This is a genomic window from Limnothrix sp. PR1529, assembly GCF_002742025.1.
Taxonomy (GTDB): domain Bacteria; phylum Cyanobacteriota; class Cyanobacteriia; order CACIAM-69d; family CACIAM-69d; genus CACIAM-69d.
The window spans coordinates 66,707-79,745 of sequence record NZ_LIRO01000009.1 but is presented as its reverse complement, the minus strand read 5'-3'; the positions used below and the strand labels follow the sequence as shown (position 1 = coordinate 79,745).

13 protein-coding genes and 1 tRNA gene are annotated in these 13,039 nt (G+C 56.3%); 6 read left to right on the top strand and 8 right to left on the bottom strand.

The features are described from left to right. The first annotated feature begins 224 nt into the window (after positions 1-224). Complete coding sequence (gene apcB / locus AMR42_RS01715; protein WP_099531842.1) at positions 225-731, top strand: allophycocyanin subunit beta; 507 nt, start codon at positions 225-227, stop codon at positions 729-731. Between the two features lie 170 nt (positions 732-901). Here apcB and AMR42_RS01710 read toward each other — a convergent pair whose 3' ends face one another. Beyond that, positions 902-2,131, bottom strand: a complete 1,230-nt coding sequence (locus AMR42_RS01710) for an MFS transporter (RefSeq protein WP_099531743.1) — start codon at positions 2,129-2,131, stop codon at positions 902-904. 42 nt (positions 2,132-2,173) lie between these two features. Continuing rightward, positions 2,174-2,332, bottom strand: coding sequence for a hypothetical protein (locus AMR42_RS21010; protein ID WP_234406477.1), 159 nt, complete (start codon positions 2,330-2,332; stop codon positions 2,174-2,176). Positions 2,333-2,744: 412 nt separating this feature from the next. Here AMR42_RS21010 and AMR42_RS01700 point away from each other — a divergent pair, with 412 nt between their 5' ends. Next, complete coding sequence (locus tag AMR42_RS01700; protein ID WP_099531841.1) at positions 2,745-3,401, top strand: TetR/AcrR family transcriptional regulator; 657 nt, start codon at positions 2,745-2,747, stop codon at positions 3,399-3,401. Positions 3,402-3,594: 193 nt separating this feature from the next. On the opposite strand, the gene AMR42_RS01695 is transcribed toward AMR42_RS01700, so the two are convergent. The 4 genes from AMR42_RS01695 to AMR42_RS01680 all read right to left on the bottom strand — a co-directional run bounded on the left by AMR42_RS01695 (position 3,595) and on the right by AMR42_RS01680 (position 5,730). Then, positions 3,595-3,665, bottom strand: a tRNA-Cys gene (locus AMR42_RS01695). 126 nt (positions 3,666-3,791) lie between these two features. Next, positions 3,792-4,955, bottom strand: a complete 1,164-nt coding sequence (locus AMR42_RS01690) for a GTP-binding protein (protein ID WP_199858050.1) — start codon at positions 4,953-4,955, stop codon at positions 3,792-3,794. 149 nt (positions 4,956-5,104) lie between these two features. Next, a complete protein-coding gene (locus AMR42_RS01685; RefSeq protein WP_099531741.1) occupies positions 5,105-5,449 on the bottom strand; it encodes a cupin domain-containing protein in 345 nt (114 codons plus the stop codon). Next, positions 5,446-5,730, bottom strand: coding sequence for a hypothetical protein (locus tag AMR42_RS01680; protein WP_099531740.1), 285 nt, complete (start codon positions 5,728-5,730; stop codon positions 5,446-5,448). Before AMR42_RS01680 ends, AMR42_RS01685 begins: the two co-directional genes overlap by 4 nt. 196 nt (positions 5,731-5,926) lie before the next feature. Between AMR42_RS01680 and AMR42_RS01675 the strand changes: the two genes are divergently transcribed. From AMR42_RS01675 to AMR42_RS01665, 3 genes are all read left to right on the top strand, one after another. Further along, positions 5,927-7,465: a NupC/NupG family nucleoside CNT transporter gene (locus AMR42_RS01675; RefSeq protein ID WP_099531739.1), complete on the top strand. Its 1,539-nt coding sequence runs from the start codon at positions 5,927-5,929 to the stop codon at positions 7,463-7,465. 176 nt (positions 7,466-7,641) lie between these two features. Next, positions 7,642-8,250: a DUF3318 domain-containing protein gene (locus AMR42_RS01670; protein ID WP_234406475.1), complete on the top strand. Its 609-nt coding sequence runs from the start codon at positions 7,642-7,644 to the stop codon at positions 8,248-8,250. Beyond that, positions 8,247-8,930 (top strand): hypothetical protein, encoded by a 684-nt coding sequence (locus AMR42_RS01665; RefSeq protein ID WP_099531737.1) that lies wholly within the window; start codon positions 8,247-8,249, stop codon positions 8,928-8,930. Before AMR42_RS01670 ends, AMR42_RS01665 begins: the two co-directional genes overlap by 4 nt. 118 nt (positions 8,931-9,048) lie before the next feature. On the opposite strand, the gene AMR42_RS01660 is transcribed toward AMR42_RS01665, so the two are convergent. Next, positions 9,049-9,702, bottom strand: a complete 654-nt coding sequence (locus AMR42_RS01660; RefSeq protein ID WP_099531736.1) for a class I SAM-dependent methyltransferase — start codon at positions 9,700-9,702, stop codon at positions 9,049-9,051. A gap of 117 nt (positions 9,703-9,819) precedes the next feature. Between AMR42_RS01660 and AMR42_RS01655 the strand changes: the two genes are divergently transcribed. Continuing rightward, positions 9,820-12,030 carry a caspase family protein gene (locus AMR42_RS01655; protein WP_099531735.1) on the top strand — a complete coding sequence of 737 codons (2,211 nt, stop codon included), beginning with the start codon at positions 9,820-9,822 and terminating at the stop codon, positions 12,028-12,030. Here AMR42_RS01655 and AMR42_RS01650 read toward each other — a convergent pair. Beyond that, positions 12,022-12,867 carry an S-adenosyl-l-methionine hydroxide adenosyltransferase family protein gene (locus AMR42_RS01650; protein WP_099531734.1) on the bottom strand — a complete coding sequence of 282 codons (846 nt, stop codon included), beginning with the start codon at positions 12,865-12,867 and terminating at the stop codon, positions 12,022-12,024. The two genes, AMR42_RS01655 and AMR42_RS01650, sit on opposite strands and share 9 nt — an antisense overlap. Positions 12,868-13,039 lie beyond the last annotated feature (172 nt).

Below are 13,039 nucleotides of genomic sequence, written 5' to 3'. Positions count from 1 at the left end.
CTCTGCTGAGGGGAGATACAAAACTTAGTGCTGAGACTTTGGGCTAGGCGCTGCGGTGTGCGATGATTGAGAGGGCCCGAGCGTCGCCGCAGAAATCCGTTGCACCGTCTGATGTGTAGCGATTTCAGCCGAGTCCCGGGACGAGTTTAAGACAAGCAGCTTCCTTAATGTAGGCTACTGTCAATATTTCTCTTCGATAAAGACTGTTGGGAGAATCGCTCATGATGCGCGATGCTGTGACGACTTTAATCAGAAACTATGACATTACGGGTCGCTACCTCGATCGCGACGCAATGGACGACCTGAAGGCCTACTTTGCGTCGGGTGAAGCTCGGATCAAGGCGGCATCGGTGATTAATGCCAATGCGGCGGATATTGTCAAGCAAGCGGGCTTGGCTTTATTTGAGGAAGTGCCCGAGCTGATTCGTCCGGGTGGCAATGCTTACACCACTCGGCGCTATGCGGCTTGTCTGCGGGATATGGACTACTACCTGCGCTATGCCAGCTACGCGATCGTGGCGGCGGATGCGGATGTGTTGGATGAGCGTGTGCTGAACGGTCTGCGCGAAACCTACAACTCTTTGGGTGTGCCTCCGGCTCCGACGGTGCGCGGCATTCAAATCATGAAGGATATTGTGAAGTCGCTGGTGACGGCGGCCGGTGTGGATGCCAGCGTGGTGGATGCACCGTTTGATTACATGACCCGCGAACTGAGCGAGTCGGACATCTAGGATTTTGCCCGATGGGCAAGTCTAGCAAGACATCGCCCGTGGAGGTTGGGGCCTCTGCGGGCGATTGCTTTTGCTGGATGCAGGGTTGTGGATGTTGGACGAATGGTTTTGGGCGAATGGTTTTGGGATATGCGTTGGGGTTAATCAACGGTTATTGACGGTTCGGGATTTTAGGTCGATCGGGAAGTTTCCGGCCCGATCGCCGCGCCCATTGCCGTCAACAACATGACGATCCCCGCCGCCACAAACAATCCAGTGAGGCTGACTTCCAACAACGCACCCGAGGCCGCCTGCGAAAAGGGATCCAAGGCCACCGCCGCAAACATAATCAGGCTCATCATTCGCCCCTGCATGTGGAAGGCGGTTTGCTGTTGCAGCCAAGTCATGGCCAACACACCCACAATGCCGCCACCGATCCCCATCCCCGCGATCGCGATCGCGGCGAGGGCGGTACTGTGAACAAAGCCCAGGGAAATTAAACCCAATCCCAAGGCTCCCGCCAGCCAAGCCAGGGGCGTTTTGAGGTTGGCGATCGCGTTGAGTTGCCCCGCAATCACCACACCCAGCAGGGCCCCCACGCCATAGGCGGCCTGAAGCGATCCAAAGGTGGTGGCGTTGCCCTGTAAGCGCACGGTTACCAGTTGGGCCACGCCAATCACGATCGGCCCCAGGATGGCAAAGTTAATGGCCGCAATCAACAGCAACCCGATCCGAATGTCCGATCGCTGCCAGGCATAGCGCAACCCTTCGCCAATTTCTGCGGCCAGGGCCTGTTTCGGCGTTGACTGAGGGGAATGGGCCGATCGCCCGGGAGCCTTGGGTTGCACCAGAAAAATACAAAGACTGCCGAGCAACAGCAACAAGGCATTGAGGGTAAAAGTGGCCGTCAACCCCACAGCCCCGATCGCCAAGCCCGCCGCCGCCGGCCCAACCACATTCGTAATCTGTTCGCTGCCTTGCATCCAAGCATTGGCCTGAGAAAGGCGATCGGCGGGAACCAGTTTCGGCAGCAGGGCCAAAACGGCAGGATAAAGAAAGGCTTCCAGGGAACCAAAGAGAGCCGCAATGGCGATCATCCCTTCTAGGGAGAAGCGATCGGCCAGCAGCATCGCCACCACACCCATAATTGCCAGGGCCGCGATCGCCCCCGCCAGCGCCGCCACCCGATTAGTGGGCAGGCGATCGCTCATGGCTCCCCCCAACAACATCAACAGCCCCCGAGGAATCGCCGCCGCCATCAACACCGACCCCGCCGCCCAACCAGATTGGGTTTCTTGCAACACCAACCAAGTCAGGGCTACCAACCAAATTTGTGCGGCACAGAAAATTAAAGTCTGACCCGCCCACAGGTACAAAAACTGTCGGGCCGGTCTCGATCGCAACCGTTTCAGATTCAACATTGGACGCACCTCACACTGATTGCCATCACCGACTCAAACCGTTCACCACAGCAGTTCACTCAACAATCCATACACCGCCACAAAATTGATGCGACTGAGGGCCACCAACCAGCGCGATCGCTCGTGGTGGTCTTGATCTCCCCAGGCGGTCACGCGGCTCCACCCGGCCGTCAGCAGCGCCATCCAAGGAGCAAGTCGCAAGCGACCCCAGCGCCAGAAACGCACCCAGGGCCAGCGAGGCCGGTTGCTAGCAGGCTTCGATTCAACAGGAACAGAAGCTGGAGTCAGCGTGAGTTTTGAAATCGTCCGCAGCATCGGTTTCAAGGGATTGGGGACTGAGGGCGCATTTTTTATTTCAAATGCTCGATATAAAAACGCCACGTTGAACATACGATTAAGCCGGTGAAACGTCGTATTCAGCGATGAAATTCCGAGAAAAAGCTCCAGAAAACCCAATTAGGCTTAATTAAGCCCAATCAAAAATGGCTTCAGCGCGGGGAACTAGACATAAGAACCTTGAAGTGGAAAGATAAATATGAAATTTGCTCATATTCAAGATATGAGCAATCCTCGTTTTTTGTCAAGCCCCCTATTGGCCACAGTTCAACGCATGATGACTCCCGGAACCAAAGCTCCCCCCAAGCCAGCAGCCCGCAAGAAACCACGCCAGGCCCGCAGCCAAGCCCGCGTGAATCGAATTTTGGATGTGGCGGAAAAACTTTTGATCGCCGAAGGCTACAACGCCACCACCACCCAGGCGATCGCGGCCCAAGCAGAAGTCCCGATCGGGTCGCTCTATCAGTTTTTTCCCGACAAAAACGCCATCGTCGGAGCCTTGGCGGAGCGCTATAACGATCAGATGTATGCGTTATTTCTCCAACTTCATGCCTCAGAGGCTAAAAATTTATCTCTCAAGGATTATGTTGATCGGATTGTTGATTCTTTCGATCAATTTCTGAAAACCCACCCGGGCTATTTAGCGATTCTCATGCCCTTGCAAGGACTGCCAGAACTGGCCGAAATTGATGCCGAAAATGACGATCGCCTGATCCAGGGCTACATTGACTATTTTCAAGATCGCTATCCCGGTCAAACGGCAGAAACCTATGAGGCGATCGCCTTTGTGATCGTCAAGGGAATTGGCACATTGCTATGGTTTACTTTCGGGCAGACGGACTTGGCACAAACCCGCTTAGTGCAGGAAACGAAGAAATTAATGTTGAGTTATTTATCTAATTATTTTGAAGACTCCGAGATCCTTGAAAGCTGATCGATCGGTTCAGAGGTTCAATCAGCATCAGCAGGAGGTGATCGCCTGATTTGATGATTACCGAGCGCGGTTGTGCACCTTCAGTGCAATTTGCACCCGCTGCTCAGCAATTCCCAAACAGCGGGCGCAACACAGGGTCTTGAGCCGAGTACCGGGGTTAGCCGATTGCCGGGATTGATTGAAGTCTTTTAAAAGGCGGCACCCAGATTCGAACTGGGGGTAAAGGATTTGCAGTCCTCTGCCTTACCACTTGGCCATGCCGCCTTGCGCCGTTCTGTTCGGCAGATGTCATTCTGCCATCAGTTTTGCATTTGGGCAACCCCCCAGGCTCAAAATTCTGAACCAGCGAGGGAAACGGCGCGATCGCCCACCGCAGCCGATCGCCTCAGCCTATGCCAGGCAATCTTCCAACTGTGACAGCAACGTAGCCTGATCCAAGTTTTGCCCAATCAGCACGAGCTGGTTTTTGGGTTGCCCCTTCCAAAGATCATCTTCCAGGGTGAAGCGCTTGCCGGACAGGTGAAAAATGTGGCGGTTTTCGCTTTCTTGGAACCACAAAATTCCCTTAGCCCGAAAGACTGCTTCCGGCATTTGATCATCCAAAAAGCTCTGGAACTTGCGGATCACAAAGGGGCGATCGCTCTCAAAGGAAACGGACACAAATCCATCATTTTCTAGGTGATGGGAGTGATGATGGTGGTCATGGCCGTGGTGATGATGGTCATGATCGTGGTCGTGGACACAATGGCCATGGTCATGATCGCAAGCATCATGATTGTGATGATCATGCGCTTGTTCATCTGCATGATCGCAAGCGTCATGGTTGTGATGGTCATGCGCTTGTTCATGGTCATGATCATGGGCATCAGCACTTTCTTCCGGGTGATAGTACTGATCCGATTCAAACAGACCAACACTCAAAACCAAAGGCAACGGCACTTCCGAGTTTTGGGTGCGCAAAATGCGAGCGTCTTGCTTAATTTCCCGAACCCGTTCTTCAAGCGCTTCCACCTTTTCGGGCGCAACGAGATCGGTTTTGTTCAGCAAAATAATGTCGCCATAGGCAATTTGACTATAGGCAGCTTCACTGTTGAACAAATCGAGGCTGAAGTTTTCGCAATCGACCAAGGTAATGATTGAATCGAGCCGCGTCATATCCCGCAGTTCAGTGCCCAGGAAGGTCAACGCCACGGGCAAAGGATCCGCCAAACCCGTGGTTTCCACCACCAGATAGTCAATCCGTTCTTCTCGTTCCAAAACGCGATAGACCGCATCCACCAAGTCATTATTGATGTTGCAGCAAATGCAACCGTTGGCGAGTTCAATCACGCTGTCATCGTCTGAGACTTCAACGATCAGCTCTTGATCAATGCCAATTTCACCAAACTCATTGACCAAAACAGCCGTCTTCAGACCCTGTTGATTGCTCAGAATATGATTAAGCAGGGTAGTTTTGCCGCTGCCTAAAAAGCCTGTGATGATGGTGACTGGCAAGCCCAATTTAGGGGCGGCCATGACTGGGCTGGGGGCGGTTAGATCTTGACTGGTGGCCATGGGACAGGGATTGATGAAAGGAAATGAAGTAGGGCGTGGATGGGCCGTTAGCGGGTGGACGCTAGGCCGGTAGGCGCTGGGGGGTGGTTCTGGCTATTGTCGATGGTATGAGAATCATTCTCAAAGATAGCTGAGATTTGTGGGATTGCTCAATCCCCGATCGCCCGTAGGCCAAAGTAGGTAATTACCAATTCTTCGGGGCCCGTGTTGGCAATTTCATGCACCTCATGGGGGGCGATCGCCAGGCAAACGCCCGGAACCAGATCAAAGCGCTGGCCATCAACGATCATTGTCCCCTGGCCAGCTTCAATGAAGAAGACTTCATGCATATCCGAGTGGGCATGGCCGGGGGAAACCTGGCCGGGCGCAAAGCAGGCTCGGGAAAAGTTGGTGAGGTGGGGAAGGTCGCCTTGTCGCAACAGCACTTGCTTGGCGATCGCGGGGTTGTGGGAAACCCGCTCGATCGGGACTTCCGAGAGCGCAACTCGTTTCAAAACCAATCCTCTCCTCGATTTTCGGGGGGTGCTGGCGGCTCCGTGGCCACCAAATCAGACGGGGGGCGCTCATCGCTCCAAGCCCACCACACACAGCCGCAATGACACCCATAGAACTCCTGCCACTTGCGGCGGTAGGTTTCCGTGAGCACGGGCGATCGCCGATTAATCCACACGCGCTCCGCTTCTAAAACCGATGCGCCACAGGTGGGGCAACAGAACTCCAGGGCGTGAACGGCGGAGTCTGTCCAGTCGGGTGCTTCCGGTGCAAAGGCATCCATAGGTTTCTCAGAGGTGGGCTGACCAGGATTCCGCCAAGGGGTATCGGAGGGCGATCGAGTGGCAATGGCTGTTATTTAACCCCTCCTTGCATTTTAATTTGGGGGAGCGCTCCTGAACTCGATCGCTCAAAATAGCGCCGCCCAAAATAGGCTAAGCAGCAGCGGCGTGGGGCTAATTCATTTCCTTGTCCTGCTCATGAGTTATCTCAATCTCGTTTCCTTTTTGGGCATCTTTGGGCTTTGCGGTGTGGCTTGGCTCTTTTCGGAAAATCGGAAACTCATTCCTTGGGCTACGTTAATTTGGGGGCTGAGCCTGCAGCTTGTGTTGGGGTTTTTGGTGTTCAGGCTGCCCATCACGCGCGATATTTTTGATGTTTTAAATAGTGCTCTCAATGGGATTTTTGCCGCTGCCGAATCGGGGGCAGAATTCATTTTTGGTTCCCAGTTTGTTTCTAAAGATTTTGGCGAAAACCCACCTTTGGGCTATATCTTTGCCGTCCGCGCTTTGCCCACGGTGGTCTTTTTTTCAGGACTGATGGCCCTGCTCTACAGCTTGGGGGTCATGCAAGCGGTTGTGAATGGTTTTTCGCGGTTGTTTTATCGAACCACACGGCTGAGTGGAGCGGAAGCACTGAGCGGCGTGGTGAATGTGGTGACGGGGGTTGAAGCGTTGATCGTGGTGCGGCCGTTTTTGTCGCGGATGACGCGCAGCGAGCTATGCGCTATTTTGGCTTGCTGTTTTGGAACGGCTTCCTCTTCCACGTTGGCGATCTATGTGGACTTTTTGCAGCCGGTTTTTTCAAACATTTTAGGTCATTTAATTTCGGCAGCCATTATTGGTATTCCGGCTTGCTTTGTACTTTCCAAAATTTTGGTTCCGGAAACCCAAGTGCCCCTGACGCGCGATCGCCTGTCGGGGGTAATGATGGCAAATTTATCGCAAAATCCTCTGAATCCAGCCAGTCCCAGCACACCAGAACACTATCCCCTGAATCCTTTTAATGCGGCTGAAAGTTCCTTGGGCGATCGAACCTTGGCCGATCGAACCTTAGCCGATCGAGACATGGCCGGCGGGGCGATCGAGCCGGATAGTAGTCCCTGGGCGATCGCCATGGCGGGTGCCCTGGAAGGGTTGCGCATTTGTGGCTGGATTGTAGCGGCCCTGGTGTTGATTGTGGGGTTGGTGTCGCTGGTCGATCGCTTCTTTGTTGCGTTAGGGCTGGTTCCCGGGCCGATCGGGGACTTATTTCGAGTGGTTACCCTGGCCAACTTGGAGGGAATTTGTTTCTTTCCGCTCACGCTGCTGACAGGAGTGGCTTGGGATGATGCTTGGGAGTCGGCGGTGGTCATTGGTCGGCGGCTCTTGGAAACTGCCATTCCGCCCTATCAAACCCTGGCGGAACTGCGCCGAAACGACGCAATCAGCGATCGCACCCTTTTAATTGTGAGTTATGCGCTCTCCAGCTTTGCCCACCTGCCAGCCTTGGGCATTTTTGTAGGGGGTCTGAGCGCCCTGATTCCCCAGCGGCGGCGGGAGTTACTGAATTTGGGCTGGCGGGCCCTGTTTGTGGGCACGCTAGCTTCCCTGATGATTGCCTGTGTGGCGGGTTTTTATGACGATGGCAGCCCCCATATTTTGGGCACGCCCATGCCGCCCACCAAGCTTGCGCCGGCCACGCCAACCTTGGTAAAACCCAGCCCCCCACCCGCAACTCCGGCCCCCGCACCGCGCTAGGGTGGAGCATCGAATTTAGGGTGCATTTTTGGGATGCATGATCGAATTCGGCAAACTGGCTTTATCCGTGATTGGGACGAGAGTGGCACAGACTTAGCCACAACAGACTTGGCCACAACAGATCCAGACTGCCCCTTTTTCGACTACGGTATTGAGTTTGATGGGATAGGTGGGTTGTGGGGCGATCGATGCCGAATCCTGAGCCAGAAATATTGCGCTTACTGGATCTGTTGCCGGCTTCGGCACGGATGACAATCAAGATTGTGGGTCGTTCAGAGCAACCTCAAGTGTTGTCGAGTACCTTGCCGTTGCCCTGGCAGCGCGATCGCCCAATCTATGTGAATTTTGAACTGTGGCGGCGAATTCCCCGGCCCCAGCGAGATTTGTTGATGTTGCGCCAATCCTGTTGGGTAATGGGGGTGCGCTGGGTTGAACCCAACTGGTATCAAGGGGCAACCTTGGTGGGTTTGGCCAGCGCCGCTTGGCAAATTAGCCAAGGGGATGCATTGGGAGCAGTGGCTTCCGGTGGGCTGGCGGGCTTGGCCGGCTGGCAAATTTGGCGCAACAACCAGCGAACCGAGCGGGAATTGGAAGTGGATCTCGATGCGATCGCGGTGGCGGTGCGTCGGGGCTACGAAGAACCGGAAGCGGCCCGGTTGTTGCTTGAAGGCATCGAAGCAGTGGCCCAATTGGAGCGGCGACCGGGCATGGAATTTTTGGAATTGCTTCGTTGTCAACGCTTACGCGCGATCGCCGGTTTATCTCCCCTCCGGCATGAGTCATGATCCCTAGGCGATTGGTGCGACGGGTTGCCCTGGTGCCAGTGGTGCTGGCGGTGGGCCTCGGTGGGGGCCTGGGGGCCCGTGGTCGATCGAGCCCGGGAGTTTCAGTTCCAGACAGGGCCCCCGGGCCAACGGCGGAGCTGACGGCCACGGAGACCACCCGCCCCACCCCAACGGGCACGGCGGGGTATCAGTACCAAGCGCCCAATCGCAGTTTTCAAATTTGGTTTCCGGCCATACCCGACAGCTCAACGGATCCCTGGGTTTCCGCTCATTACGACGGCGGCACACGGTTCTATTACGCCAGGGGTGATCAGGCGGGGCCGGCCATTGATTCCGCCAATTCCAGTTCATTGCCACATTACCTTCAGCATGTGGCCACGGGGGTGGCGTTGCAGTTTGGGGCCGAACGGGTTCAACGATCGGAATGGGTGCGATCGAGCCAATGGCCAACTCTTAAATTTTCCTTTCAAAATAAGCGCGGCATTCAATACGAAGCCCGCGCCATTTTTCGCCCCGCCTATAGCCAATTATTTGTGCTGGTTTTTGGTACTACAGCGGCGGAGTCATCGATGGGTTGGCCGGAATCTCGGGCCTTTTTCCAATCCTTCCGCCCGATCGATCCCGTCCCTTCTGAACCGACTAATTCGCCCGATCGTCCTGATCCCACCCCGGTGGATTAACCCCAAGGATTGAGTTCCCGTGAGTTAATCCCCCGAAATTGATTTCAAATCAAGCGATCCCGAATCAAGCAATCCCAAATCAAGCGATCCCAAATCAAGCAATCCCAAATCAAGCGATCTAGGCAACCGGTTCCCGTTGAGCAATGACGGCATAGAACGGATCACCACCGCCTAGCCCCAACATTCTCAGGAAGGCGGGCCCGCTCGATCGCTCGATTATGTATTTCGGCTTGCCAAAGCCGGGCACATGGTTGAAATATTCACAAACCAGGGCCACTCGATCGGTTTCGGAGCGATCGCGCCAGGCTGCGATCGCCTTTTGATAAAACATCCGATTGGAAAAACTGACAATGGCAATGCCGCCGGGTTTCAGAATGCGATGAATTTCACTGAAAATCGCTTCCGGATATTGCAAATATTGCACGGAAACCGTATTCAAAACCGCATCAAAATAGGCATCCTCAAAGGGAAGTTTCAAATCTACATTTAAGTTCTGCACAATGGAGCGATCGAGCCGAGGATTTTTGGCCAATTCCGCCGCATTCATCCCATGGCCCACCACCTCCGCAAACGTTAAATTTTCCGGTAAATGGGAAACCCAACTGCTCATCAAATCCAGAATCTTGGTGTTGGGTTGCAGTTGTTGGCCATAGAGCTGAGTCAGCCGATCAATAAACCCCTCATCCACATGGGTTACCAACCGTGGGTCTTGGTAAAAAAAGTTGTCGTTGCTGTCATCGAGTTTGGTGCGATCGTCGGGACGGAGCAGCATCATGATCGGGCAGAAAAGCGATAGAAATGGGCAATCAATACTAGGGTACAGAAAATTGCTGGTTGAGCCGGGGAATCACCGCGCTAGGATGAATCGGACGGCGGCGAGTTGAAAGCTATGGCACTTTCGCGACGAGACTTTTTGGGGCGATCGGGAGCGGCGCTGGCTGGATGGGGGCTGGCAGAGGCGATCGCAGCCCAACGGGTGGCGCAAGTGTTGGCGGAACCAACCGGCCGGCGCAAGGCCCTGTTAATTGGCATTAATCAATACGAACCGACGGCGATCGCCCCCAACGCGGCCTCGGTGGCCTTGGAAGGTTGCCTGAATGATGTGGCCCTTTGGCAAGAACTCCTAACTTCGCGGTTGGGCTTTCAGGCGGCAGATGTGGTGACCTTGACCGATCGGGCGGCGGGGCGGGCCCAATGGCAAGCGGCTTTAGAGGACTGCGCGGCGGGACTCCGGGCCGGTGATGCGGTGGTGTGGCAATTCAGCGGCTATGGGGGCCTGTTGGCCGATGGAACGGGCCTGTTGGTTCCGGTGGATGGCCATTTGGCCGCCGGAACCCGTGAGGCGACCCCTGCAGAGCCGATCGCCCCCCTACGCGATTGGAGTGAAGTCACGATTCAAGACTGGCTGCGATCGCTGCCCACGGAACGGGTGCTGGGCGTTGTGGATGCGGGATTTGCCCCTGCTCCGGCCCAAGCTTGGGTTCGCCATCGATCGCGCCCGATGCTCACCCCCGGTGCTCTGGATCCGGAAGAACTGGCTTGGCAGCAACAGTTACGCCGCGCCCGATCGGGGCGATCGACCGCCGCCAGCGGGTGGTGGTTGCGGGCCAGCCAGTCCGATCGCCCCGTGCTGGAATTGCCCCAATCGGGATTTGTGGCCGGGGCCTTCACCTGGGCTTTGGTGCAACAACTTTGGAACAGCCTCCCCGCCAGCACCCTGTGGTTTGACCTGGCTCGCACCGCCGCCCAGGTTACGGATCAAGGGGGCCAGCAACAGCCGATCGCCCAACGGCTGGGGGCCGCTGCGATTCGGGAGAATATTGGGGAAAAAATTGGGGGAAATATTGGGGAAAACTTGGGGCAATGGTTGGCCACGGCAGCGGGGCCCAGCGCGGGCACAGTCTTGGCCACGGATTCGGTGAATCGCACGGTGACGGTGAGCTTGGCCGGTTTGGCCCCTGCGGTGTTGGCAGGCGCAACCCAGGGTCTCATTCTGGAACCCGCAGCCACGAATTCAGCGGATGACATAGCCTGGGTTGGGGGACTGCGCATCACCAGCCGCAATGGTTGGCGGGCGATCGGGCAACCCGTGACCGAAGACAGCCGCGATCGCCCGGTTGAGGCCTTCGCCTGGCAATCGGGGCAACTCTTGCGGGAACGGTGGCGCATTTTGTCCCGCAACTTGGGGCTACAGGTGGCTCTCGATCCAAACTTTGAGCGCATTGAGCGGATTGATGCCACCAGCGCCTTTGATGCCTTGTCCCATGTGACGGTGGTGAATCCCGAAAACCGGGCGATCGATGCTTGGTTTGCCCGGGCGGCCCGCCCCACTGCCAATCCTGACCCCAACGGAGACGAAACCAAAACCGCCTATGGCCTCTGGCGACCGGGCCAAACCCTCTGGCCCAACACGGTGGGTGAAAGTGGCGAAGCGCTCAAGACAGCCGTGCAGCGCTTAGGGCCACAATTACATAGTTTGTTGGCGCGGAAACTTTGGCGGGCCACGCTGAATCAGGGAGCCGGTTGGCCCGTGCGCATCACCCTGGCGGCTTTGGAAACGCCCGATCGCCCCCTTCTGCAATGGAGCACTTTGCCCAATGTTGGCGGTGCGATCGGCCCCAACGGTTCGATCGCCCCGGCCGCCTTCACCAGCGGCAGCCGGCCCCAACTCACCCTGGAAAATGCCGGAACCGTTCCCCTGTGGGCCTTGGTGCTGCAACTGGATTCCCTGGGACGAGCCACCCTGGTACAAGACCTGGGGCAGGATACGGAGCCGGGCCAAACCCTGTTGGCCCCCAACAGTCGCCAAACCCTCAGTTGGCCCGCTGCCCCCAGTCGGGGCTTGGGGTCGCTGTTGGTGTGGCTCAGTCGAGATCCCCTGGAGCAGTTGCAGGCCAGCTTGCCTAGCCTGCAAACCGGTGAGGGCGATCGGCTGTGGCCCCTGGCCCAACCGCTGGCCCTGGCCCGCCAACTACTGGAAGATCTCCAGCAAATCAGCGTGAATCATGCTGCGCCCCCCAGTCGATCGCCCAGCCCCGATAGCTATACCCTCGACTGTCGGCAATGGATGGCCTGGGAATTGCCCTTTCGGTTAATTTAGAAACTCCACCAGGATTCGATCACCCCGATTCAGATTCAACCGCTGGGCCGCATTCCCCCCCGCACAGGCCACCTCCACCCAATCGTGGCTACCCACCAGCGCCACAAAGTCATGGAGCGATCGGCTGCTGTAGGTGAGTTGCGAGGGAATCAGTTGCTCGCCAATGCGCACGCGCCAGGAGCGATCGCTCACCCGTTGGGCCGGAATGGTGGAAATTAGATTGCCAAAGTGATCCACATGCTGCACCACTCCTTCCAAGCTGGCCGGGTTGGCCCCGGCCGCCGGATGGGACACCAAACCCGGCAACGGCAAATTCACTAAACTGGCCGGGTCGATCGGGTTACCCAAATCCGCCAACGGAACCCCATTAGCCAAGTGGGCCGCCACCGCCGCAAAAATATCGCGGCCGTGGAATGTGTGGCTCGGGTTCGGCAATCGCCAAAAGTTGCGCTGGGTCAGCACCACGGCCGACTCCGCTGGGAATTGCGCCAACAGGCCACTCCAAAGGCCGTTGTCTGGGCCCACCAACCAGCCCCGATCAAAGGCGATCGCAATCGGCCGCCGTTCGCCCCCCACTCCCGGATCCACCACCGCCAAGAACACCGTCCCCAACGGAAACGCCGCCGCCGAATTGGCCAACACAAACCGCGCCGCCCACAAATCCTGAGGGGGAATTTGGTGAGTCAGATCAATGGTGGGAATGGCGGGATTGACCTGGGCGATTACCCCCTTCAGCACCCCCGCATAGCCATCGGCCGTGCCAAAGTCCGTCAACAGGGCGATCGGCCGAGGCGGCGCTAACCAAGCGGTGAGGGGAACTGTTGAGGAAAAATCCATGGGTTACCGGAAGATGGGGGCCTTGAACATCATTTGAACATCAGTTAGTTGAATCGATTCTGAAAAAAGATAAATTTTCTGTAATAGCTGATACTTTCTGAATCAAAATTACGCTATCTTAGCAATGGAAGGCCCTCTAAGGAGTGGCTAGTGTCGCCAGCCGAAGCTAATG